We start from the raw sequence: 25,016 nt of genomic DNA on the forward strand, positions 1-25,016 counted from the left end.
AACTACAACCCTCACGTGCCACACTCAGAGCTTAACTGACGACACGCCGTAGATTTGCTGCTCCCCTTTTTTAATAGCAAGAAGAAACGTCTAATTCATTCCATCCATTCCGCAATGTCCGGGCAAGAACAAACTAGGTTTCTGTCACCATATACGTTGTCAATTCGGCCTACTGGTGGCCAATATTTGGTCGCTAGCTGCACATTACCGGGGAAGCATGCTTCCTGCCGTGTATAAGGATGCACCCATTCCGTTGCTGTCAGCTCAAGGCCTGTATGGGGCGCATGACGTAATACTGCATCTTCTGCCGTCACCTCACCATTTTCAACAGCACGCACTTCTTCACGCATGGCCAGCATGGCATCGCAAAAACGATCCAGCTCTGCTTTTCCTTCAGATTCGGTTGGCTCAATCATAAAGGTACCAGCCACCGGAAAGCTCACCGTTGGCGCATGAAAACCGTAATCAACCAAACGCTTGGACATATCATCCACGGTTACGCCTGTTGCATTCTTTATTGGACGCAGATCCAGAATACATTCATGCGCAACACGCCCATGCGCGCCCTGATAAAGCACGGGGTAAGCATCTTTCAGGCGGCTCACAATATAATTGGCGTTGAGAATAGCCACCTGCGTAGCCCGCTTAAGCCCTTCATCCCCCATCAGGCGAATATAGGCCCATGAGATCGGCAGAATAGAAGCAGACCCGAAAGGAGCCGCACTTACAGCCATGGAAACATCTACATCTGCCGGGTTTCCGGGCAGATAAGGTGCCAGATGCGCCCGCACACCAATTGGCCCCATACCCGGGCCACCGCCGCCATGCGGAATGCAGAAGGTTTTATGCAGGTTAAAGTGGCTGACATCCCCACCATAATCAGCCGGGCGCGCCAGCCCTACCTGAGCATTCATGTTGGCACCATCCACATACACCTGCCCGCCGGTTGCATGTACCAGGTCGCAGATTTCACGCATGTTTTCTTCAAACACACCGTGAGTGGAAGGATAGGTAATCATCACTGCGGCCAGATCATTCGCATGCGTTTTTATTTTCTCACGCATGTCTTCCAGATCAATATTGCCGCCTGCATCGCACTTTACGACCACAACTTTCATGCCCGCCATCTGGGCAGAAGCCGGGTTGGTGCCATGTGCAGAAGCTGGAATCAGGCAAACTGTCCGATGCCCTTCCCCCCGCGCCTGATGATATGCGCGAATAACAAGCAAGCCTGCATATTCCCCCTGCGCGCCAGAATTGGGCTGGAAAGAAACCGCATCATAACCGCTAATGGCACACAGCCACTTTTCCAGATCCTGCAAAAGAACCTGATAGCCTTTTGCCTGATCTGCCGGTGCAAACGGATGAATGTCACAAAAGCCAGACCACGTAATCGGCAGCATTTCCACCGTGGCATTCAGCTTCATGGTGCAAGACCCCAACGGGATCATTGTCCGGTCCAACGCCAGATCCTTGTCTGACAAGCGACGCAGATAACGCAGCATATCTGTTTCTGAACTGCAGGAACGGAACACAGGCTGTGCCATAAAACCAGACTGGCGGCGCACATCCTCGGGCAATGCTATGGAAGCAGCAGCCAGTGCCTGTGCCATTTTTTCTACACGTCCGTGCTCGGCACAAAAAACAGACCACACAGCGTAAACGGTTTCTGGGGTGCTGGTTTCATCCAGACTGATGCCAATGCGTCCGTTCCCTGCATCCCGCAGGTTCATGCCTGCAGAACGTGCACGTTCCAGTAAATCAGCAGCACCTTCACCTACATTTACCGTCAACGTGTCAAAAAATGCGGTTGTTTCAACGGTTACACCCAGCGCCCGCAAACCAGCGGCCAATGTAGCAGCAAGACCGTGAATACGCTGTGCAATTGCCTTCAGACCTTCTGGCCCATGATAGACAGCATACATACCTGCAATAACAGCCAGCAACACCTGCGCGGTGCAAATGTTGGACGTGGCCTTTTCGCGCCGAATATGCTGTTCACGGGTTTGCAGGGCAAGACGATACGCCGGACGCCCAGCACTATCGACTGAAACACCGACCAAGCGCCCCGGCATGCTGCGTTTATAGGCATCTCGCACAGCCATATAAGCGGCATGCGGCCCACCATACCCCATGGGAATACCAAAGCGCTGGGTAGAACCAATGGCAATATCCGCCCCCAGTTCACCTGGGGCGGCAAGCAGCGTTAAAGCCAGCGGATCTGCCGCCATAACCGCAATAGCCCCAGCAGCATGCAGGCTTTCAATCTGTTTTTGCGGGTTTGTAATCTGGCCAGATGTGCCGGGATACTGGAAAATAGCCCCAAATACGTTTTGGGCATCCAGATCGGTTTCGGGCCGACCAATCTGGAGCGTAATGCCCATAGGTTCTGCGCGGGTTTTTAATACCGCGATTGTCTGCGGCAGACACTCTGCATCCACAAAAAACACATTGGATTTGGAGGTAGCCACCCGGCGGGCCAATGCCATGGCCTCTGCCGCTGCCGTGGCTTCATCCAACAGAGAAGAGTTGGCGATATCCAACCCTGTTAGCTCTGTAATCATGGTTTGGAAGTTCAGCAGAGCTTCCAGACGGCCCTGACTGATTTCTGGCTGATACGGCGTGTAAGCTGTGTACCATGCCGGGTTTTCCAGAATATTCCGCTGGATAACAGCTGGCAGCACCGTACCGTAATACCCTTGCCCGATCAGGGATGTCATAACCTGATTTTGTCCGGCCAGTTCACGCAGACGCGCAAGCACCTGCGTTTCCGTCCACCCCGCACCAAGCCCCAAGGGCTTCTGTGCGCGAATGGAAGCAGGAAGTGTCTGGTCTATCAGATCATCCAAAGAGGCAGCACCAACAACCCGCAGCATTTCAGCCTGATCTGTTGCAGTTGGGCCAATGTGACGCGTAGCAAACGCCTCGCCCTCAGCTTTTAGAGCAGCAAAAGCAGGTAGAGCTTCAAGACTGTGTTGGGAACGTGCATCCGAACCGGGAGCAAGGGAGAACATGTAGAAATTTTTCCTGAACAAGGCCCGTCTGGAACGGGCCATTTTTTCCAATCAGGCAGAAATCAGCCTACAAAAGCTGCATATGCTGCGGCATCCATCAGACCGGAAAGCTGATCTGGATTGGCAACGCGGAATTTAACAATCCAGCCTTCTCCTTCCGGGTCAGAACTTACCCGTGCCGGATCATCTGCCAGCGCAGCATTGTTTTCCAAAACTTCACCATCAACTGGCGCATAAATATCGGAAGCTGCCTTAACAGATTCCACAACTGCGATGGATTCCCCGGCTTTCACTTCCGTGCCGGATGGGCGGGCTTCAATAAACACCAGTTCACCCAGTTCATCAGCTGCATGGCGCGTGATGCCAACGGTTGCCGTTTCACCATCAACGCGCAGCCATTCATGTTCTTTTGTAAAATACAGGGTCATTTTCTCAATTTCTCCAGTCAAGCTAAATCAGTGTCTCAACGGCCTAGCGTTTGAAATGCGCTGGCACAAAAGGCAGTGCACTTATTACGGAAGGCACGGAACGCCCACGTAATTCTGCAAAAACGGTGTGTCCTGTCTGGCTGTCATTGGTCGCCACGTAGCCCATCGCTACCGGCCCACCCACTGTGGGGCCAAATGCGCCAGAGGTGACCTTGCCGATATGCGTGGCAAATTCTGCATCGGCATATAAAGGCGCATCATGCCGCACAGGTGCACGCCCCTCCGGCCGCAAGCCAACGCGGCGGCGGCTTACACCATTTTCAAGCTGGCCAAGAATGATATCCGCACCGGGGAAACCACCAGCACGTGCGCCACCGTTACGACGAGACTTCTGGATAGACCATTCAAGTGCAGCTTCAACCGGCGTGGTGGTAGTATCAATATCGGAACCATACAGGCACATGCCGGCTTCAAGCCGCAGGCTGTCTCGCGCACCCAAGCCAATCAGTTTTACGTTGGGCTGTTCCAGCAGTTTACGGGCAACCCGATCTGCATCCTTGGCGGAAACAGAAATTTCAAACCCATCTTCGCCCGTATAGCCAGAACGGGAAATCACACATCGGGCGCCATCCACATCCAGAGTGCGCACATCCATGAACACCATCTTGCGCACATCATCGGCAAACACAGCCAAAGCCTGTTCGGCTTCTGGCCCCTGCAAGGCGAGCAGCGCCCGATCTTCCTGCAGTTCTACAACACATTCTGCCACCAGTTCAGATTGCAGAAGTTCCAGATCTGCTTCCTTACATGCGGCATTCACCACCAGCAGAAGGCCATCTTCCAGACGCGCCACCATCAGATCATCCAGAATACCACCTTTGGCATTGGTGAACTGGGTATAACGCTGGCGACCATGCTTAAGGGCAGCGATATCTGCTGGCACCAGTTTTTCCAGCGCCAAAGCAGCATCATCTACATCACCCGAACGCGGGCGCAGCAGCACTTGCCCCATATGGGAGACATCAAACAGCCCAACATGCTCACGCACATGCCGGTGCTCGGCCATAATGCCATCTGCATACTGCAAAGGCATGGCATAACCCGCAAACGGCACCATCTTGCCGCCGGATTCTTCATGCAATGAATAGAGGGGAGTATGAAGGAGAGTATCGGTGCCCATGCACGCCGCCTTGCCAAAAAGGCCGGAACCCACTGCAATCTGACAGACACATCAGCACAACACGAGGCTCCGGATTACACAATCCGCTGCCCCTTCTGTGCTTTTGCCTGAGATCGCTATCCCGTCGGCGGGTGCGATTGCACCTCTCTCCAGAAGTTTTAAAACGCAGGGTCCTTCTGCCTGAGAGTTTCCGGGGCGGTTGCTCCTTCGGCGCTGGCTAGGCCAGTCTCTCCCTCTGCGTTCAGGAACCGTGACATCATTTCGCTTTCAAGTCAATCACGGTTCCTGGCGCGATAATTAGCCAGCAACCTTGGGCAGATGCTTGGCAATATACGGTGGCAGATTAAAAGACCCTACGTGAATTTCAGGCGTCCAGTACTGGGTTTTCCCCAAAATACCAGCTTCCTGCGCACGGGCTCGCACCTGTTCCACATCCTGCGCTTGCAGGTTGCTGCCCTTACTGGCGATCCCTAGTGTCATGAACCCACCTACATAGGTTGGCACAGCGGCCACATAGGCAGACACATGCGGAAAGAACTTGGCACGTCGCACGCTGGTTTCATGCAGTTCATCCGCCTGCATAAAGGGCACGCCACACTGGTTCACAATCAGCCCTTCAGCGGTCAGGATACGTGCGCAATGTTCGTAAAAGGAATCTGTAAACAGCACTTCGCCCACCCCTATCGGGTCTGTGCTATCAACAATAATCACGTCAAACGAGGCATCCGCCGCGCGCGCAACGTAATCTATCCCATCCCCCACAATCACTTCCGCGCGTGGGTTATTCCATGCATCGCCGGCAATGGAAGGAAGATGCTGTTTTGAAAGTTCTATTACAGCACCATCAATTTCCACCATCACGGCTTTTTCGATACCGGGATGTTCCAGAACGCGGCGCAGAACACCACCATCCCCTGCGCCAATAATCAGCACATTTTTCGGGTTGGCATGTGTAAACAGCGGAACATGCGTGAGCATTTCCTGATAAACAAATTCATCCTTCTCGGTAATCTGCACCACGCCATCCAGCATGAGCACACGACCGTGGGAGTCACTTTCAAAAACAACAATATCCTGAAACGGGCTACGCGTGCGCGCCAGTTCCTTTACCACACGGAACCGCTGCCCCCAGTTATCGTACAGGGTTTCTTCAATCCATGTTTCTGCCATACCAGCTTTATCTTCCACATACGCAGATGGGCCGTGCTGACACTGCCCTTTTTCAGAACTGTATCAGCACGACCGTCAAACAGAGTTTTACAACTTTAAGAAAAACAGCCTTTAGGCAATTACGCGGCCACGGCGTTCTTCATCCACTTCAAGCCGCTTAGCCTGAAAAAGACGCTGCATAACAGGGATGGACAGGTGCGGATCACACGCACCACACATAAAGATGTCCACCGCAGCAAAGTCGCGTTCTGGCCATGTGTGAATGGAAATATGGCTTTCAGCCAGCACCACCACGCCAGAAACACCTCCATTGGGTGAAAAATGATGGAAATGACTGTGCAGGATTGTGGCCCCGGCAGCTCTCGCTGCTTCGCACAGTGTTGCGTCGATTTTTTCTGGATCATCCAGATTTGTGGCGCCCCACATATCGACAAGCAGGTGAGTACCTGCAAACTTCTCGCCATTCTTTTCGACGAAGTAATCTTTACGCTCTTCGTCAGCAGACGAGACCGGAACAGAAAATGCCTGGTTATTGCTCGGGTGTTCCGAGACCATCCCCAGTTGAGCAAGTGCGTTCATTGACGTACCCCCAAACCAGTAGACAGCCTGTTGGGCAAAAATTGCCCCCTTGGGCCAAGAGCGCGCTTGGTAGGACCCCTGCGCTTACGTTGCAAGCATTATTTACGTGTTTCATAAATTTTTCAGAAACACGCCACCCCAAAATACAGAATAATCAACGCTCTGCAGAAGAATGCACAGTTTGTTTCACAAGCACGTCAAACTGGCGATCCTGCTCTTTTCCCAGCGTTCGCCCCGCCAACCAAGCCTTAAGGCGCAGCAAAGTATCTGCATCATGTGCTGCGGCAGAATCGGTGGCAAGCTGCATGGCAAGGTCTTGCTGCTGCGGTGTTAAAGCCCCTGTTTCTGGCAGGGCATGACTAGCCAAACGCCCTACCACCTGCACGGCATCTGCCCATTGCTTGCCTTGCTCATATAATTGCCCGCGCAGTTCCAAACCCGTGTCGGATTCATCATCAGACAATAGGGCCAATGCGCCTGCTCTATCCCCTTTGGTCAATGCAAGATGCGCTTCATCGTAATGGCGACGCGCTGCCATATCCTCTGGCAAACCGGGCACAGTGCTTTGCTCCAATGCCTCCATGGCGGCATTCACGTTGCCTGCCCTGAAAGCCGCCTGAACAATTTGCTCCTGTATTTCCGCCCGCGCTACCGGGTCAGCCGTGAGTACAACCGCCTGTTTAAACGCCATAACTGCAGCATCGGCCTGCCCTATCTGCAACAAAAGTGCTCCATAGCCTCTCAACAGTTTTGCCTTGGATGTATTATCTTCCAGCAAAGGCAGTTGGATTTGTAAAATATGCACCCGTTGCTCTGCGGATAATGCCCCATCCTTGCCGCTCACAGCTTTGCCAGATGGCAAAGTATTAAACGCAAGCACATACAAGGCCTGACGTCGCAAAACCTCCAGCCTGTCTTGCGGAATTTCTGCTGAGGCAGAAAGCCCATCCAGCACTGTTAAAGCCTGTTTTACCTGCCCAGATTGCACAAGTGCTGAAGACAGTAAGAAATTGGTATATGCGCGCACGGAAGGCATAGCCTTTCCAACGCCTTCTTTTCCATCAAGAAGGTTTTGAAAGCTCTCTGCAGCCATGCCTGCATCAATCTGATCATGCCGCAACAGAAAGGCCACCAGATCTGCACGCGCATAGGCGGCTTTTTCCGGGTCTGCCGCAGCTGTCAGATTTTCCAGAGTAATCCGTGCTGGCTCTGCATTTCCTTCACGTTCCTGCATATGCGCACGCGCCAGATCATAAACGCCATCAGTGGGCAGAGGTTCCAGAATGAGTGCTGCCTCATCCGTGCCATAACGTGCAATATAATTTATAACCTGCGGAAGAAGCAGATCGCGCGTTGGTTGTGGGTAGTGGAGGATCTGTTCGTAATGGCGTGCAAGCAGAACAGATGCATCTTTGCTGTTTGCACCACTCAACATCAAATACAGCGCATGCCATATCTCCAGTTCTGGAGCAGCCCCTTCCATCTGAGCCAGAACGGGCGCTGCGGTATTTACATCGTGGCTTAACAACGCTGCACAAGCCCGCAGAAAAAGCACTCCCGCTGGTGGGCCGCCCGGTTCAGAACGCTGGGGCATAGTCTTGACAAGATGCCATGCATCTTCTGGGTGTCCGGCGGCAAAAGCAGCGCGTGCAGCAGCAACCTGCGCAGGCCACCGCAAAGAAGGGGTGGCCTTCTCAGCGTCTGCCTTTGCTGCAAGCCAGTCCTTTTGCAAAACAGCGGCTGGTGCAGAATGTAACCCTAACCAGAACCAATCCTGCCCACCTTCCAGTGGTGCGGTTTCTGGTGCTCCCTGCCCTACTGGCAAAGCATCAAGCCCTAATGCGGAAAGAAAGACGCCTTTATCTACAGTAACATCCAGTTTGATCTGTGATGAATCTGCCGCCACCACAACACCTTGGGCAGATCCACGCACGCCATACCCTATGCCACGATAGGGAGAACGAGACCCGGTTTCCATAATAGATGGTGCAATCAGCAAACGCACGCCGGTAGCTGGATCTGGAAATGAAATAACGTGCCCAGACTGTTTTTGAGGGAACAGAACGGCTTCTGGCAGCATAACAGCAGGCGGTGCAGACTTTACGCTCGTCGCATCGCCTTGTGGAAGCTGCTCCAGCAACCAACCATCCAGCTTTTTGCGCAGCATAATATGTGGATGAGACGGCGCATGAATACGCAGAATAGTTGCATTTTCTAAAACCGTAACATCCGTATCTGCAAATACGCCCTGCCCTATCAAATTATGAACGAATGAAGCCACAGGACGATCCGCTACTATCAATAGGTCAGGCCCGGACCAAAAAGCAGCAAGAGCAACCTCCGCCCCTATAGGCAGAAAAAGAGATGCTCTTTGCTGGCCATCCAGAGATTCTTCCTGCACTGCAGGAACGGGAAGAGCATGCAGGCCATCTTCACCCGCCACAGCCGGCAACATGGGCAGCAATAAACAGGCAGAAAGCATTCCGCACATATATTTGCCCATTACAGATTTACCTGTTGCCACATCTCCTCCAACCTCAAACATGCCGCAATGCTGCTTTTGGCAGCATACGGCCTGCATGACAAAGGAGCCACAGCCTATGCTAGAAAAAACCAACCGTTTCCATCATGCTGGGGCGTTATAAATGCTGGATCGCATCACCAGTATGCAGATTTTTGTTAAAGTTATAGCCGCAGGCAGCTTTACTGGGGCCGCGCGTCTTATGGCGCTGTCCCCAACAATGGTGACCAAACATGTTACGGCACTGGAAACACGGTTAGGCGTTTCTCTTTTTCATCGCAGCACGCGGCATCTTTCCTTAACCGAAGCAGGACGCCTGTTTTTGGAAAGCTGTCAGAAAATTCTGGCTGATGTGGAAAACATGGAACAAACCGTAAGCGAACAGTACCGTGAACCACGCGGGCAATTACGCCTGAATGCCCCTGTTTCCTTCGCCATAAGGTATGTTGCACCTTATCTGCCGGAATTCAGCCGACGGTATCCGCAGGTTCAGATAGAGCTTGGCTTGAATGACCGTCCTGTAGATCTGGTTGAGGAAGGTTGGGATCTTACACTGCGTATCCGCAACCTTACGATAAGCACGCTGCGTGCCCGTAAATTGGCTGCTGTGCGTATGGTTATCTGTGCCTCTCCGTCTTATTTGGCAAAAGCTGGCACACCCACGCAGGTAGATGAATTGCAACATCACAACTGCCTTGGATACACCCTGAGCGGGAACAACAGTGCATCGCGCTGGCATTTTGGAGACAACGGAGAAAAAACTGTTTCTGTTTCCGGCCTGCTCTCCGCCAATAATGGAGATGCCTTGCGGGAGGCCTCAGTAGCTGGCGCTGGAATTGCTTATTTGCCACTTTTTGTTGTGAGCCAGGAACTGCAACGCGGCCAACTGATTGCTTTATCGTTGGATTACCCCACTACACCGGGGCCAGACTTACACGCCGTTTATGCGCCCGGCACAAGCATTCCGTTAAAAGTGAGGGCCATGATTGACTATCTTGCTGAATGTTACGGCCCGATTCCCCCATGGGAAAAAACGGCATAGCCCAACAGGTATATGGGCTGAAACTATCTTTTATATTTTGGAAGATTTTAAAATGGTGAGCCGGGAGGGACTCGAACCCTCGACCATTCGATTAAAAGTCGAATGCTCTACCAACTGAGCTACCGGCTCACACCTTTAACCGTGCAAAACGTGATGTCTGCGCGATGGAGGTGTTCCTAAACGGATTACCTTACCCCTGTCAAGCAGTAGAAAGAATTTTGTGCCATTCCTGTAAAATCAGATGGTTTGATGGGTTTCAGACATAAAAAAAAAGCGCCACCCCAACAGGAGTGACGCTTTTTTGCAGATATTAGGAAAAATCAGGATTTTTCGCCAACTGCCGGACGCATGCGAGAAATCCGATCCGGATCCTTCACCATGCCGGACATGCCAGAGCCATGTTTGATTTTATCTACGTTTTCCATGCCTTCAATCACTTCACCCACAATGGTGTACTGACCATCAAGGTGCGGAGAAGGTTCAAACATGATGAAGAACTGGCTGTTGGCGCTGTTCGGATCAGACGTCCGAGCCATGCCGATGGTGCCACGTTCAAACTTGGCTTTGTTGGTGAATTCTGCGGGCAGATCCGGCAGTTTGCTGCCATGCATACCCGTACCCGTTGGGTCCCCACCCTGCGCCATAAAACCGGGAATAACACGGTGGAAAGGTACGTTATCGTAAAAACCTTCTGCCGCCAGCGTGCGAATACGTTCCGCAGCCTTGGGGGCCAGATCCGGGCGCAGTTTAATAATGACGCGACCGTGCGGGATATCCATATGAATGATATCGTTTTTATCTTCTGAAGACATCAGAAACTCTCCTTGTGTTTGTAACACCTATACTTGCCACTTCAGGCAGAAACGTTTTTCCTGTCAGCCAGACGTGCCAACAAACGCGCCTGCGTGCCTGGTGTTACAAATTCCGAAATATCTCCGCCGTAACTGGCAATTTCTTTCACCAGACGGGAAGAAATAAATTGGGTATGTTCCGAAGCCATAAGGAACACGCTTTCAATTCCGGCATCCAGTTTGCGGTTTACGCCGCTCATCTGGATTTCGTAATCAAAATCCGAAAGCACCCGAAGACCGCGGAAAATAAGCGTTGCACCGTGTTCTCGCACAGCCTTCACCAGCAGGGAATTAAATGGCACCACCACAATATCCCCACCCGTGTTGTGGCGAATGGCGGGTAAGGCTTCTTCCACACAGGCAATCCGCTCATCCAATGGCATAAGCGGATTTTTGCCGGGGTTGTGGGCCACACCTATCACCAGCCGGTCCACCAAACGGGATGCACGTTCAATCACATCCAGATGGCCAACCGTTACCGGATCAAACGTGCCCGCGTAAAAGCCTACCCGCTTTGGCACGAAACCTACGGGGGTGTTCATTCCCCCTCAGCCTCTCCTGCTTCATCTTCTCCATCATCCATAACGGGGAAGACGCTGGTAACGCGTTCATCATCATTCAGGCGGAACAACGTTACACCGCTGGCCTGACGCGCCATGACCCGCACCTGATCAACCGGCACACGGATAAGGCGCCCCGCATCCGTGACCAGCATTACATCTGTGCCTTCTAGAACAGGCAAGGTGGCAGCCACTTCTTTCCCGCGCTTGTTGGCTGAGAACGTCATGTTGGTAATGCCTTGCCCGCCACGCCCGCTTACACGGTAATCATACGCGGAAGAGCGACGCCCAAACCCACCATCACTGACAATCAGCAGAATTTCTTCAGCTTCTTCGAGCTGTGCAAAGCGTTCTGGAGAAAGCAGTGCATCTGTATTGCTGCCTTCTTCTTCATCCGAATCGGCCTGCACGGTATCTGCATCTTCCTCAACCGCTTCTGCTGCGTTTTCAGCCCGTCGCTTGGCATTCGCCATCCGCAGGTAAGCCGAGCGTTCTTCTACTGTTGCTTCAACATGGTTCAACACAGCAAGGCTGATTACGCGGTCACCTTCTGCAAGGCGGATACCCCGCACACCAGAAGACCCACGACCAGCAAACACACGCAATGTGTCATCGGTAATCTGGAAGCGGATACACCGTGCCCCACGTGTGGCAAGGAACACATCCTGCCCTTCACGACAGGTGGCAACGCCTATCAGGCTATCCCCTTCATCCAATTTCATGGCGATCATGCCGGACGAGCGGATATTGCGGAAATCACTCAAACGGTTACGCCGCACATTGCCACTGGCTGTTGCGAACACCAGATGCAGGGCTTCCCACAGTTCCTCATCCTGCGGCAGCGGCAGCACGGCCGTAATGCTATCGGACCCCAGATCGGGCAACAGGTTCACCAAGGCGCGGCCTTTGGCGGCTGGCCCGGCTTCTGGCAAACGCCAGACCTTTTGACGATACACTTTACCGCCAGAAGAGAAGAACATGACCCACTGATGGGTGTGGGCGTTAAAGGACCGCACAACAATATCGTCGCCACGGGTGCTAGCACCTGTGCGGCCACGGCCACCACGGTTTTGCGCACGGAACACATCCAGAGGCGTGCGTTTAATAAACCCTTCCCGCGTAATGGTTACAACCATCTGGCCAGGTTCAATCAGGCTTTCATCATCCTGATCCCCTGCATAATCCGCAATTTCGGTCATGCGTGGGGTGGCAATTTCTGCCCGTGCTACAGAAAGTTCATCACGCAGCACTTCCATACGGCGGACATGGCTGCCGATAATTTCCAGAAGCTCATTAATGCGCTGGGCAACTTCCGAGAGTTCCTGCTGGATCTTATCGCGTTCCAGCCCAGTCAGACGTTGCAGGCGCAGTTCCAGAATGCCGCGTGCCTGTGCTTCTGTCAGACGCACTTTGCCGTCCACAACCACGTTACCGTCATCATGAATCAGGGCCAGCAAGGGCTCTACATCTGCGGCATTCCACTGAGCAGCCATCAGAGCTTCACGCGCAGCAGCCGCATCTGGCGCGCCACGAATAAGCGCAATGACCGCATCAATGTTGGCAACGGCAATAACCAGCCCAACCAGAATGTGCCCGCGATCACGCGCCTTGTTCAGCTCAAACCGCGAACGGCGCAGAATCACTTCCTCACGGAACGCAATAAAGGCTTCCAGCACATCTTTCAGCCCCATCAGGCGGGGCTTGCCACCATCCAGCGCCAGCATATTCACGCCAAAGGATGTCTGAAGCTGGGTAAAGCGATAAAGCTGGTTCAACACCACTTCTGGTGTGGCATCACGCTTGATTTCGATAACCACCCGCATACCGGAGCGATCAGATTCATCGCGGATATCTGCAATGCCTTCGATCTGCTTGTTGCGCACCAGATCGGCAATACGTTCCTGCAAAGTGGCCTTGTTAACCTGATACGGAATTTCCGTAACGATAATGGCCTTACGGTCTTTGCGAATTTCTTCAATATCTGCCTTGGCACGAATAATAACGGCCCCGCGCCCTGTGGCAAAAGCACTGCGAATGCCAGACCGCCCAAGGATAATGCCGCCTGTAGGGAAATCCGGCCCCGGCACATATTCCATCAGATCATCAAGTGAGAGATCAGGATTGGCAATCAGTGCCAACGTGGCATCAATAACTTCTGATGGATTATGCGTGGGAATGTTGGTGGCCATACCCACCGCAATACCCGTGGCACCATTGATCAGCAGATTCGGGAAAGTGGCCGGAAGAACGGTTGGCTCTTCCTCACTTTCATCATAGTTCGGCTGAAAATCGACCGTATCGCGGTCAATATCATTCAGCAGAAATGTGGAAGCCTTGGCTAACCGAGCTTCGGTATAACGCATGGCGGCGGGGCTATCACCATCCACCGAGCCAAAGTTACCCTGCCCGTCAATCAGCTTGACCCGCATGGACCAGGACTGAGCCATACGCACCATGGCATCGTAAATGGAGGAGTCACCATGCGGGTGGTATTTACCCATCACCTCACCCACTGCACGGGCAGATTTGCGGTAAGGTTTATCGTAGGTAAAACCACTTTCATGCATGGCATACAGGATGCGACGATGAACAGGCTTAAGACCATCTCGCACATCCGGCAGCGCACGGCTGACAATAACCGACATCGCATACGCGAGGTAGGAGGAGCGCATCTCCTCCTCAATGGTTACGGGCAGAAGGTCTGAGGGTTCCGGTACACCCGGCTGGTCAGAAATCTCGGTCAAGGTTTATCCGCTCTGTCATGCTGCACGCTCCAGATTATGGAGCATGTGCCAAATCCACTTCTGCACCGGTTACCCGGCACTTGCAGATATTTTCTAGCACACAAAACCCGCACCACCTAGCGGCTGAAATAGCAGACTTGCTTCGGGCAAAAGGCTGTGCCCATCATGAGGCACACTATAAGGAGTTCCAACCATGCGCCTGCTTTTGGCATTACTGTTTCCGTGGTTTCAGTTTTTTACGATTGGCCGCCCATTTTCGGGCATTATCTGCCTGATATTGCAGATAACTGTTATTGGCTGGATTCCGGCAGCCATCTGGTCCGTTTATGCGCTCAACCAGTATGAAACAGATAAAAAACTTTCCCGGATGGGCCGATAAAAACCCAATAATTATAGCTTAATGCAAAAAGGCGGCTCCCAATGGAAGCCGCCTTTTTTCTGGAAATTATTTACATCCTGCCGGATTTAGCGCCCGGTCATAATCCGATCCACCAACTGCTGCACCGTTGGCACAAACCCGTTGGCATAGAAAGGATCGGTCGCAAAGCGCCATGCGTTTGTGCCACCGAACATCAGGTTATGATCCAGCACCTGAGCCGCATCCGGCCCGCTGGCATGCGCCACAGCCTGAAGTGTTTTCTGAATACAGAAAGAACGTGGGTCTGCCTTATGGCCCGTGGAATAATTGGGGCCACGCTGGCTCCAGTTAGAGAACTGGCACTCAGACAGACAGCCCATACAATCGGCCTGATCTGCCAGAATTTCACGCGCTCTGTCTGGCGTCACAAAAATCAGAGTGGAATCTTGGGTACGAAGAGCTTCCGTAAAGCCCTGCTGTTCCCACTGCTGAATACGCGGCAGATCCTCTGCCTTTACAAACACTTCGCGCTTACGTGCACCAATGCCGTAGGGCACGACCAGATCTTCTTCTGCCGCCATAGCAAAAGGAACCTGCCGTTCCGAACGCTCACGCAGTTCCTGCAAGAAACTGTTGTTGACCGCAGAAGAGTAAAAACCCGTGGGAGAGAAGCGGTTCAGGTATACATCACCCTTTTTCAGGGTTAGCAAACGCTGCTTCCATGCCTCCGGAATAGGGCTTTCCTTCGTCAGCAGTGGGCGTGTGCCAAACTGGAACACAATGGGGCCAAGCTCAGGATTATCAATCCAGTCTTCCCATTCTTCCAGCCACCATACGCCACCCGCCATGATAATGGGCGTATTATCCAACCCAAACCCACGCATAAGTTTACGCAAGGCCGCCACACGCGGGTAAGGATCTTCCGGCTTTAATGGATTTTCCGTATTGGAAAGGCCATTATGCCCCCCTGCACGCCAAGGATCTTCATAAACCACGCCACCCAGCAGATCGGCAGATTTATGATAAGCCCGCTTCCACAATGCATTGAAAGCACGTGCAGATGACACGATGGGATAATAATGCACCCCAAACCGTGTTGCAATTTCAGACAGCCGATACGGCATACCTGCGCCGCATGTGAGACCGTGGATAAGGCCCGGTGCGCCTTCTAGTACGCCGGTAATCACCCGTTCGGCTGATCCCATTTCCCACAGAATATTGGCATGAATCCGGCCTTTTCCGCCGGACATTTCATGCGCCACACGCGCTTGGGTAATACCGCCACGAATGGCGTAATCTACCAGTTCCTCATGCCGCTCACGGCGCGTACGACCGTGATAGATCTGGGGAACTGGCTGCCCGTTTTCATCATAACTATCTGCATTGACGATAGAAACCGTGCCTGCGCCACCTGCTGCAGCCCACGCCCCGGCCGATACGCCTGTGGAGACAGAAACCCCCTTACCGCCTTCTACCAGCGGTAGGATATCCACACCCCCCATGCGAACCGTATTGATCGCCTTCATGACCGTCCTATCGTTCCTGCAACTATCCGTATGGTTGAAAGTGACCCGAAAAGGGATGCTTATTCAGCATCCCGACGGGGGCCACGTGAGGGCTTTTCACCCACAGTTTCCGTGATATCCGCACCCGTGTTCTGATCAACAACACGCATGGACAGCTTAACCTTACCGCGATCATCAAAGCCGATGACCTTAACTTTCACGGTATCGCCTTCCTTCACCACGTCTGTGGTTTTACCAACGCGACCCTGCGCCAGTTCGGAAATGTGCACCAAGCCATCACGCGCACCAAGGAAGTTTACAAACGCGCCAAAGTCGGCGGTTTTAACAACCTTACCATCGTAAATGCGGCCCAGTTCCGGTTCCGCTACAATGCCGTTGATCCGATCAATGGCCTTCTGTGCCTGATCATCAGAAGCTGCGGCAATGGTGATTGTGCCGTCATCCCCAATATCAACCTTGGCGCCAGAATATTCCACGATTTCGCGGATCACTTTACCGCCAGAACCGATCACATCACGAATCTTTTCCCGGGGCACCTTCATGGTGGTGATCTTCGGTGCTGTGGAAGACACGTTGGTGCGTGTTTCTGTCAGCGCCTTGCTCATTTCACCCAGAATGTGCATCCGGCCATCACGTGCCTGACCCAGAGCAATCTTCATGATTTCCGGCGTGATGGAGGTAATCTTAATATCCATCTGCAGAGCGGTTACACCCTGCTCGGTGCCGGCCACCTTGAAATCCATATCCCCAAGGTGATCTTCATCGCCAAGGATATCGGACAGAACAGCGAAATCATCGCCTTCCTTGATCAGGCCCATGGCGATACCAGCCACCGGACGCTTCAACGGCACGCCAGCATCCATCAGAGCCAGAGACCCACCGCACACGGTTGCCATGGAGGAAGACCCGTTGCTTTCCGTAATTTCGGAAACCACGCGCACTGTGTACGGGAATTCCTTACGGGAAGGCATCAGCGGGTGAATAGCGCGCCATGCCAGCTTGCCATGCCCGATTTCACGACGGCCCGGAGAACCGATACGCCCACATTCACCCACAGAGAAGGGTGGGAAGTTATAATGCAGCATGAAGTTGGTGCGGTATTCACCTTCCAGCGCATCAATAACCTGTTCGTCCTGCCCAGTGCCCAGCGTGGTTACAACCAGCGCCTGTGTTTCACCACGGGTGAACAGAGAAGAACCATGCACGCGCGGCAGAATGCCCACTTCCGGCACGATCGGGCGAACGGTTACCAAATCACGGCCATCGATACGCTTGCCGGTTTTCAGAACGGAAGACCGCACCACGTCAGCTTCCAGATCCTTAATCATCGGCTTGGCGGCTGCAACGTCCAGTTCATCAGCCGTCAGCTTTTCAATAATCGCTTCACGCGCAGCTTTCAGCTTTTCGTAGCGAACCTGCTTCTGCTTTTCCTTATAGGCATCGGCAATCAGCTTGCGGCCAGCTTTTTCCACCTGCTTGCGCAGCTGAATTTCTTCCTTGGTCGGCTCTGCCAGTGCCCAAGGTTCCTTGGCTGCATGTTCTGCCAGAGAGATAATGGCATCCAAAACCGGCTGGAACGCTGTATGGCCGAATGTTACGGCATCCAGCATCACTTCTTCAGACAGTTCAGAAGCTTCGGATTCCACCATCAGCACGCCTTCCGCCGTGCCAGCCACAACCAGTTCCAGATCTGATTCTTTGATCTGTTCCTGTGTGGGGTTCAGGATGAATGCGCCATCCTTAAAGCCAACGCGAGCAGCGCCAACGGGGCCAAAGAACGGAATGCCAGACAGGGTAAGAGCTGCGGAGCAACCAATCAGCGCAGGAATGGAAGGATCATTTTCCATATCGTGCGTCAGCACGGTGGCAATCACCTGCACTTCGTTGCGGAACCCTTCGGGGAACAGCGGACGCAGCGGACGGTCAATCAGACGGGAAACCAGGGTTTCATTTTCAGAAGGACGACCTTCGCGCTTGAAGAAACCACCTGGAATCTTACCAGCAGCGTAAGCTTTTTCCTGATAGTTAACCGTCAGCGGGAAGAAATCCTGACCCGGCTTTACGTCTTTTGCACCAACGGCGGTGCACAGCACAACGGTTTCACCGTAGGTAACCATAACAGCGCCATCAGCCTGACGGGCAACCTTACCGGTTTCCAGAATCAGCGGGCGACCGCCCCATTCAATCTCTTTACGGAAGTAGTTAAACATTCTGTAAGCCTCTGTTTTATTTCACTTCAGAGCCACAGAACAACAGGACAGACCGGCTGGGCGGACAGCGCCTCGGACGGCATGGTGACTGGCGGAACAAACCTCCCAGGCGCCATGTGGTCGGAAACGCCGTGGCTTACCGGGCACGAAACGCCCTGATGTAAAACCTGTGGCTGTATCCAATATGGTGACGCCAGCAAACAAGTGCTAGCGAAAATCCCGAACGGGAAGAGAGATCATGTATGCACAACACCTCTTCCCGCCCGTTAAGCCGTTTTTAGCGGCGCAGGCCCAGGCGGCCAATCAGCGTTTCATAACGCGTCTGGCTCTTGCCCTTCAGGTAATCCAGCATGCTGCGGCGACGACCAACGAGAATCAGCAGACCACGGCGAGAATGGAAGTCCTTCGCGTGGGCCTTCAGATGTTCGGTCAGGTTGTTAATCCGTTCGGTCAGGATCGCCACCTGCACTTCCGGGGAGCCCGTATCACCCGGTGCAGTCTGGTATTCAGCAATAACTTGCGTGCGACGTTCAGCAGTAATCGACATCACATGTCTCCATCAAAAAACATATCAGGTTTTAGAGAATCCGTACCGGCTTCAACCATCCATCTTCCAGACGGCCAATACCCAGCACGTGCTCACCGTCCATAACACGCACAACGCCCCCCTCCTCGGCGGTCTGTGGGATACGCCCCATCAGATCAACAAGGCCGAGAGCTTGCCCGTGCCGTAGCAGAACTGCTTCATCCTGTGTCAAGGCCAGCGCCGGGATGTCGGCCAGCGCGGTCGAGACCGGACGCAGAAGTTCCGGTGAAGCATGGGCGTTGTCGTCGTTTGGGGTGATTTTGTCCAGCACAATCGCATCGGCTTCTGTAAAAGGCCCCACGCGCAGGCGGCGTAGCACGGTAATATGCCCCACAGTCCCGCATGCCAAAGCCACATCACGCGCCAGCGCACGCATGTAAACACCCTTACCGGATTCGACCTCAAACACTGCGGTATCCCGATCTGGCCGTTCAATCAGCTCAAACCGATCCACCCGCGCGGGCCGTGGCGGCAATTCTGGCGGGCGGCCTTCCCGCGCCATATCGTAGGAACGCTCCCCACCCACTTTCAGGGCAGAAAAAACGGGAGGCACCTGCATGATATCGCCTGTAAGCGCCGGCAGGGCTGCCCGTAGTTCTTCATCAGAAGGACGCACATCAGATGTACCAATAACATTACCATCGGCATCATCGCTATCACGTGCCTCACCCATTTTAAGGGTGAAACGGTACACCTTGGTGCCGTCCATAACATAAGGCACGGTTTTGGTGGCGGCCCCAAAAGCCAAAGGCAGCAGCCCCGTCGCCAACGGGTCCAATGTGCCGCCATGCCCTACCTTTTGTGCATCAAACAGCCGCTTGGCGCGCCCCACCACTTGGGTTGATGTCATGCCGGAAGGCTTGTCTACTATAAGCCAGCCGTTAAGGGGCCGCCCACGTCTGCGTCGCATGAAAACTCCCGTATGCGATTCATCAAATACCATGCAGCAGCCACAAACGGCTCAGCCAGAAGGTTTTTGCGTTTAGTACAAACTTATAATGGAGCATGCACTCCATCTGGCGCTGCATGTAGCCGAAGGCTGCCCTGCCATGCAATGCTGCCATCAGGCGCAACGCTGGCCTGTTAAAAAGGACTGCCAGCTAAGTTATTGTTCTTAAACCAAGGCAAACTCAAGGTTTACCCCTTCTAACATGCGTGAACCAAGGGGGCTGGTCATAGGCTTGCCTGTGCCGTAATGTCGCCACCAAATTATGGCTGATCAATCTCCCTCTTCCGGTCTTCACAAGGCTGCCGACACTCCTGCGTGGTCTCTCCAGAACACGGCAGACGGTGTATGCTTGAATGTTGCAGGGGCTTGGACCGTTCAGGCAGGGGGTGCCACACCCTTTCCGCAGGACAAACTGCCTGTAGAACCCGGCCATACGCTCCACATTGATACATCCGGCTTAAAAAACTGGGATTCGGCTTTTGTTGCCTTTTTGTGGGATGTCAAACAGGCTGCCAGCAAGGCGCAGCTTCATTTTGATGAGCAAAATCTTCCGGCACCCGCACAAAGGCTTCTGGCACTTTTACCGGATGCGCCAGCTGAACCTGCGCAACCCCCACGCAATACCGAAGGTATTTTTGCACGGGTGGGTGATGCAACCCTCAAAGGGCTTACTGAAACTGGTACAGTAAGTGAGCTGGCATTAGAGACAGCTAAAGGCGCCACACAGGCTGTGCGTGGCAAAAGTGCCATGCGCATGAAAGACCTGTTGCTGGATATCTGGAACGCCGGACCCGATGCCTTGCTTATTGTTGGTATTGTCAACTTTCTTGTGGGTGCCATTCTGGCTTTTGTCGGGCTAGTGGAACTACGGAAGTTTGCGGCTGAAATTTACGTTACAGACTTGGTGGGCATTGCCTGTGCACGTGAAATTTCGGCTATCATGACAGCCATTATCATGGCGGGCCGAACTGGCGGTGCTTATGCAGCCCGCATTTCCACCATGCTGGGTAACGAAGAAATTGATGCCTTACAAGTGTTTGGCATCCCTATCTCCAGTTACATTTTGCTGCCATCCATTGTGTCTCTCGCGCTCATGATGCCGCTACTTTATCTGTACGGCACCATTGTTGCGATTTTTGGCGGATTTGCCGTTTCCATGAGCATGATGGATGTTTCCCCCATCGGCTATTGGATTTCCACCTTTGATGGTGTGGAACTGAAGGAATTTATCTTCGGGTTTATCAAATCCTTCTTTTTCGCCAGCTTTATTGCACTGGCAGCTTGCCGTGTGGGGCTAAAAGCCGGACGCAGTGCGGCTGATGTTGGTGTTGCCGCTACACGCGCCGTCGTTATTGGCATTGTAGGCATTATTGCCATGGATGCCATTTTTGCCGTGATAGCCAACGCGCTTGGAATCTGATGATGTCTGACGCAGAAACTCTTATTTCCGTTCGCGATTTGCAGTTATCGTTCGGCCCCAAAATCATTCAGCAGAATGTTTCCTTTGATCTGAAGCGTGGCTCCATCTTTGCCATTATGGGTGGTTCAGGCTGCGGCAAAAGCACGCTGCTTAAAAGCATGATCGGGCTGCTGCGCCCAACTGCCGGGCAGATTCTGGTAGATGGGGAAGATTACTGGGCACAATCCGATGCGCGCCGCACGGATATCAACCATCGCTACGGTGTACTGTTTCAGAGCGGCGCTTTGTGGAGTTCCATGACGGTAGGAGAAAACGTAGCTCTGCCGTTGGAAATGTTCACTTCGCTCAAGCCCGACACCATTCGACGTCTGGTGGAACTAAAGCTGGGGTTTGTGGGTATGGAACAGGCAATTGATCTGTTCCCCTCCGAAATATCCGGCGGCATGTGCAAACGTGCAGGTCTTGCACGCGCCATAGCCCTGGAACCCGATATTCTGTTTTTTGATGAACCCTCCGCTGGGCTAGACCCCATTACGTCTGCCCGGTTGGATGATCTGATCCTGACATTACGCGATGGGTTGGGGGCAACCATTATGATTGTCAGCCACGAACTGCCCAGCCTGTTTGCCATTGCAGACGATGGCATCTTTTTAGATGCCAAAACACACACACCCATTGCGCATGGTTCACCGCGCGCATTGCACGACACCTGCAAGATTCCTGAGGTAACGGCGTTTATGAACCGATCTGCCTCTATCCCCTCCGCAGACAAGACAGAAGGCTGAACGGCATGTCTCAAAGCACAAACCGGAAAACTCTGATCGGCGCGTTTGTGATCCTTGGCGGCTTGCTGGGCCTGTTCATTATCATGGCTTTTGGGCACATGCGCTTCTTCACCCCCTCGCGTGAAGCTGCCGTTGTGTTCCAAAACTCCATCACCGGCCTGTCTGTAGGCGCGCCCGTAAATTTCCGCGGCGTTAAGGTAGGCACGGTTAAAAGCATTACCCTGCGCTTTGATCCACAGGACCGTAAGGCTTACATTCCCGTTGTGCTCACGCTGGAGCCTGACCAGATCCATGTGGTGAAAGACGTGCCAGGAGGCACCAAAGTCAGCATTCAGGAAATGATCAGCAATGGTTTGCGTGCTGAACTGAACCTGCAAAGCTTTGTAACAGGACAGTCCAACATTGAACTGGATTTTGATAAATCCGTTACCCCTGTTCTGCATCCACGCATTACCAACCTGCCGGAAATTCCTGTCCGTCTTTCCACCATGGAAAAGCTGAAAGACACTATCGGCCAGATTCCCATTAAGGATATCAGCCATCATGCTGATCTGGCCCTGCTTTCCATTACCTCTTTGAGCGATCATTTGCGTGAGGATCTGCCGCCGCTGATTTCCAGCGTGAAGGAAACGGCTGACCGTTCCCACGAAACAGTGCAGGCTGCAACAGATGCCATCAAGGATCTACAGGCCAAACTGGACGTGACGCTGTTGAAAATGGACAAGCTGATGGATACCGGAAATACGCAGCTTGATGCTCGTGGCAAGGATCTGCACGCAACATTGGCCTCTGCTACAAAAACTCTGGATTCCTTGCAGGATATTCTCTCACCACGTTCTATCGACCGAGCAAATCTGGATGCCTCACTGCGGGATATTGCTGCTGCGGCAGCCTCCCTACGTGGCTTCGCCAGCGATGTGGAACGTAACCCGCAACTTCTGCTGATGGGACGCCGTCCATGATGTTTCCTCCTCGCCGTATTGCTCTGGCTTTCCTGGGGGCATGCACCCTGCTTGCAGGCTGCGCCTCTCCGCCCCTTCGGCTTTATACGCTTGGTATGCCGGGAGACCGGGATATTCAGCAGCCGCATCTTTCTGCCCGCTTGACCACCATAGAAGTGAGCCGCGCAGTACTGCCCGATTATCTTGATAGCCAAGACATGATCACCCGGCAGGGGGAAGAAGTTATCCGCAGCCCGCGCTCACGCTGGGCGACACGGCTTTCTCTGGGCATTACAGATTTGGTGACCAACGAAATTGCATCGTCCCACCCCAACGAACTGATTACAGACCAGCCGTTGGCAGATGCCGCCAATATGCGTGTTCAGATTAACGTTTCACGTTTTGATGTGAACGTAGATGGTCAGGCAATTTTGGATGCAAACTGGGCTGTTATCCCGCGGGATCCTAAAAAACCGCTTATTCGCAACCGTGCGCACCTTACGGCTACAGGATCTGTTTCTACAGATGCGGATACAGCATCCTTAATGCGTAAGCTGGTTATTCAACTGGCCGATCAGGTTAATCTGTCCATTCCATCTGCACAGTAATAAAGCAGCCCGATATAATAAGTCCTGATTATATCGGGCTGAGCCTCTGATCTTACTTTTTAACAGAAGCTGCTTTGCGTGGTTTTGCTGCTGTTTTTCGCACAGCAGAACGTGTTGTTTTTGCTGCAACAGAAGGCATGGCTTTTTTGGTAGCACGTGCGGCAACAGTCTTACCGGAAACCCGGCGTGATGCTGGCTTCCTTGCTGACTTGACTGGCTTTTTTACTTCCTCCAATTTTTCCTGAGGAAGAAGGCCAGCTTCAGCCTTATGTGTTGCGATTAAACGCGCAATAAGAGCTTCATACTCTGCCAGATACGACTTAATGCAAAGAGTCTGCTCAGCTTTTTCTCTAACCGCACGGCGCAAGCGGGTTGCCAGTGGCTTATTATTCAGCACTTCCAGCACGCCATCGGCAATTTTGTCTGGCTCCGTAAACGGCACCAGCACAGCTGTTTCCTGATCGGTCAGAAATTCCTGCACTGGAGCAGTCGCACTGCCTACAATCGCACACCCCATAGCCATTGCCTCACGCAGAGACCACGATGCGACAAAAGGATATGTGAGATAAACATGCGCATCTGAACGTTGCAGAAGACGTAGAAAATCCGGGTAATCAACTTTACCCGCAAAGTGCACACGGCTTAGATCGAGTTGCCCATCCAGCTCCTGAAGCATTTTCTCTCGCCAGCAACCAGATGCCAGTGGAGCTCCGTAACTGACACCATCTCCGCCGACCATAACAACATGAGCATTGGGCTCTTCTGCCAAAATCTGCGGAAGCGCACGCATAAATACATGGAAGCCGCGATAGGGCTCCAAATCACGCGAGACATAGGTAATCAGCTTATCCTTAGGTGAAATTTTAATGTCACCTAGCTTGAAAATCTTCTTTGCCAGTTTGGGATCTGGCTTGCAGGTCTCCAGATCGACCCCTTCACGCAGCACCGTAATTTTGTCTGCGGCCCACGCCGGATAAGCACTTTTCTGAAAATCAGTAGGCGTCTGGCCGTAACTGGGGCCTGTTAAAGCCAATAGATTAATGGCGTTCTTGGCCCGCACAATGGGCAGCATTTGGGGCTGAAGCGGAAATTCTGGATCAAACCCAACATCAAACCCAGGTTCAGTGTGATAGTAGAACTCAAAATATCCCAAGACGGGCACATCAGGATACACATCCTGAATATTCAGTAGTTCTCCCCACCCGTGATGGCCGATAATAATATCGGGCTGAAACCCCAGATTTTTGAGAGTGCGAGCGGCCTTTTCAACCTCATTGGCGCGCACCATACCCATGTCCAGTTCGCGCACAGCCAGATGCGCCTGTGCCGCAGCACCACGAGGCATACGATATCTTACACGGCGCACACCTTTAATGGCGTTCTGGTTATCTTCACTAATGAAAACAACTTCGTTGTCATCATTCTGCACCAGATGGCGCACAATGTGCAGGTACTGGCCGGGAAAATTTTGATGGATAAAAAGGTATTTCAAACCTGCACCTGCGTGCTGCTCTAATCACAAATAAAAAACAGGCCCGGTATTT

20 protein-coding genes, 1 tRNA gene and 1 riboswitch are annotated in these 25,016 nt (G+C 52.9%); of the genes, 6 read left to right on the top strand and 15 right to left on the bottom strand.

The annotated features are described in order from the left end of the window. Positions 1-95 precede the first annotated feature (95 nt). From gcvP to APA10_RS03905, 6 genes are all read right to left on the bottom strand, one after another. Positions 96-3,056, bottom strand: a complete 2,961-nt coding sequence (gene gcvP / locus APA10_RS03880) for an aminomethyl-transferring glycine dehydrogenase (RefSeq protein WP_174714361.1) — start codon at positions 3,054-3,056, stop codon at positions 96-98. Between the two features lie 20 nt (positions 3,057-3,076). Then, positions 3,077-3,442, bottom strand: coding sequence for a glycine cleavage system protein GcvH (gene gcvH / locus APA10_RS03885; protein WP_003624219.1), 366 nt, complete (start codon positions 3,440-3,442; stop codon positions 3,077-3,079). Between the two features lie 43 nt (positions 3,443-3,485). Continuing rightward, positions 3,486-4,622 carry a glycine cleavage system aminomethyltransferase GcvT gene (gcvT, locus tag APA10_RS03890; protein ID WP_035365968.1) on the bottom strand — a complete coding sequence of 379 codons (1,137 nt, stop codon included), beginning with the start codon at positions 4,620-4,622 and terminating at the stop codon, positions 3,486-3,488. A 159-nt stretch (positions 4,623-4,781) separates the two neighbouring features. Further along, a riboswitch (glycine riboswitch) is annotated at positions 4,782-4,867 on the bottom strand. Positions 4,868-4,919: 52 nt separating this feature from the next. Then, the gene (gene speE, locus APA10_RS03895) at positions 4,920-5,792 is read right to left on the bottom strand and encodes a polyamine aminopropyltransferase (protein ID WP_014457514.1); all 873 of its coding nucleotides are present in this window, start codon (positions 5,790-5,792) and stop codon (positions 4,920-4,922) included. Between the two features lie 111 nt (positions 5,793-5,903). Beyond that, on the bottom strand, positions 5,904-6,371 hold the full coding sequence (speD, locus tag APA10_RS03900) for an adenosylmethionine decarboxylase (RefSeq protein ID WP_035365965.1): 468 nt from the start codon (positions 6,369-6,371) through the stop codon (positions 5,904-5,906). A gap of 154 nt (positions 6,372-6,525) precedes the next feature. Then, positions 6,526-8,952, bottom strand: a complete 2,427-nt coding sequence (locus tag APA10_RS03905; RefSeq protein ID WP_174714362.1) for a tetratricopeptide repeat protein — start codon at positions 8,950-8,952, stop codon at positions 6,526-6,528. Between the two features lie 64 nt (positions 8,953-9,016). Here APA10_RS03905 and APA10_RS03910 point away from each other — a divergent pair, with 64 nt between their 5' ends. After that, positions 9,017-9,934: a LysR family transcriptional regulator gene (locus tag APA10_RS03910; protein WP_003630162.1), complete on the top strand. Its 918-nt coding sequence runs from the start codon at positions 9,017-9,019 to the stop codon at positions 9,932-9,934. A 53-nt stretch (positions 9,935-9,987) separates the two neighbouring features. Here the strand turns inward: APA10_RS03910 and APA10_RS03915 are convergent. The 4 genes from APA10_RS03915 to gyrA form a co-directional block, all read right to left on the bottom strand. Beyond that, positions 9,988-10,063: transfer RNA gene (locus APA10_RS03915), tRNA-Lys, on the bottom strand. Positions 10,064-10,254: 191 nt separating this feature from the next. Further along, positions 10,255-10,746 (bottom strand): peptidylprolyl isomerase, encoded by a 492-nt coding sequence (locus tag APA10_RS03920; RefSeq protein WP_014457518.1) that lies wholly within the window; start codon positions 10,744-10,746, stop codon positions 10,255-10,257. A gap of 41 nt (positions 10,747-10,787) precedes the next feature. Beyond that, positions 10,788-11,327 (bottom strand): pantetheine-phosphate adenylyltransferase, encoded by a 540-nt coding sequence (coaD, locus tag APA10_RS03925; RefSeq protein WP_003630161.1) that lies wholly within the window; start codon positions 11,325-11,327, stop codon positions 10,788-10,790. After that, positions 11,324-14,089: a DNA gyrase subunit A gene (gene gyrA, locus APA10_RS03930; RefSeq protein WP_035365963.1), complete on the bottom strand. Its 2,766-nt coding sequence runs from the start codon at positions 14,087-14,089 to the stop codon at positions 11,324-11,326. The genes coaD and gyrA overlap by 4 nt, the downstream gene beginning before the upstream one ends. Positions 14,090-14,282: 193 nt before the next feature. Here gyrA and APA10_RS03935 point away from each other — a divergent pair, with 193 nt between their 5' ends. Next, positions 14,283-14,468 carry a YqaE/Pmp3 family membrane protein gene (locus APA10_RS03935; RefSeq protein WP_003624197.1) on the top strand — a complete coding sequence of 62 codons (186 nt, stop codon included), beginning with the start codon at positions 14,283-14,285 and terminating at the stop codon, positions 14,466-14,468. Between the two features lie 86 nt (positions 14,469-14,554). Here APA10_RS03935 and APA10_RS03940 read toward each other — a convergent pair whose 3' ends face one another. The 4 genes from APA10_RS03940 to truB form a co-directional block, all read right to left on the bottom strand. After that, on the bottom strand, positions 14,555-15,973 hold the full coding sequence (locus tag APA10_RS03940) for an NAD(P)H-dependent flavin oxidoreductase (RefSeq protein ID WP_003630158.1): 1,419 nt from the start codon (positions 15,971-15,973) through the stop codon (positions 14,555-14,557). A gap of 59 nt (positions 15,974-16,032) precedes the next feature. After that, complete coding sequence (gene pnp / locus APA10_RS03945; protein ID WP_003624193.1) at positions 16,033-18,183, bottom strand: polyribonucleotide nucleotidyltransferase; 2,151 nt, start codon at positions 18,181-18,183, stop codon at positions 16,033-16,035. Positions 18,184-18,460: 277 nt separating this feature from the next. Beyond that, positions 18,461-18,730 (bottom strand): 30S ribosomal protein S15, encoded by a 270-nt coding sequence (rpsO, locus tag APA10_RS03950; RefSeq protein WP_035365961.1) that lies wholly within the window; start codon positions 18,728-18,730, stop codon positions 18,461-18,463. A 31-nt stretch (positions 18,731-18,761) separates the two neighbouring features. Further along, complete coding sequence (gene truB, locus APA10_RS03955) at positions 18,762-19,679, bottom strand: tRNA pseudouridine(55) synthase TruB (RefSeq protein ID WP_035352292.1); 918 nt, start codon at positions 19,677-19,679, stop codon at positions 18,762-18,764. Between the two features lie 301 nt (positions 19,680-19,980). Between truB and APA10_RS03960 the strand changes: the two genes are divergently transcribed. From APA10_RS03960 to APA10_RS03975, 4 genes are read left to right on the top strand one after another with little or no spacing between them, the layout of a single operon-like run. Beyond that, on the top strand, positions 19,981-21,138 hold the full coding sequence (locus APA10_RS03960; RefSeq protein WP_003630155.1) for an ABC transporter permease: 1,158 nt from the start codon (positions 19,981-19,983) through the stop codon (positions 21,136-21,138). Continuing rightward, positions 21,138-21,923 (top strand): ABC transporter ATP-binding protein, encoded by a 786-nt coding sequence (locus tag APA10_RS03965; protein ID WP_003624184.1) that lies wholly within the window; start codon positions 21,138-21,140, stop codon positions 21,921-21,923. The genes APA10_RS03960 and APA10_RS03965 overlap by 1 nt, the downstream gene beginning before the upstream one ends. A 5-nt stretch (positions 21,924-21,928) precedes the next feature. Further along, positions 21,929-22,885: an MlaD family protein gene (locus tag APA10_RS03970; protein WP_003630154.1), complete on the top strand. Its 957-nt coding sequence runs from the start codon at positions 21,929-21,931 to the stop codon at positions 22,883-22,885. Then, on the top strand, positions 22,885-23,472 hold the full coding sequence (locus APA10_RS03975) for a PqiC family protein (protein WP_014457521.1): 588 nt from the start codon (positions 22,885-22,887) through the stop codon (positions 23,470-23,472). The genes APA10_RS03970 and APA10_RS03975 overlap by 1 nt, the downstream gene beginning before the upstream one ends. Before the next feature lie 52 nt (positions 23,473-23,524). Here the strand turns inward: APA10_RS03975 and APA10_RS03980 are convergent, their stop codons facing one another. Next, positions 23,525-24,964, bottom strand: coding sequence for a glycosyltransferase family 4 protein (locus APA10_RS03980; protein WP_003630151.1), 1,440 nt, complete (start codon positions 24,962-24,964; stop codon positions 23,525-23,527). Positions 24,965-25,016 lie beyond the last annotated feature (52 nt).

The organism is Acetobacter pasteurianus subsp. pasteurianus LMG 1262 = NBRC 106471 (assembly GCF_000285275.1).
GTDB classification, from domain to species: Bacteria; Pseudomonadota; Alphaproteobacteria; order Acetobacterales; family Acetobacteraceae; genus Acetobacter; species Acetobacter pasteurianus.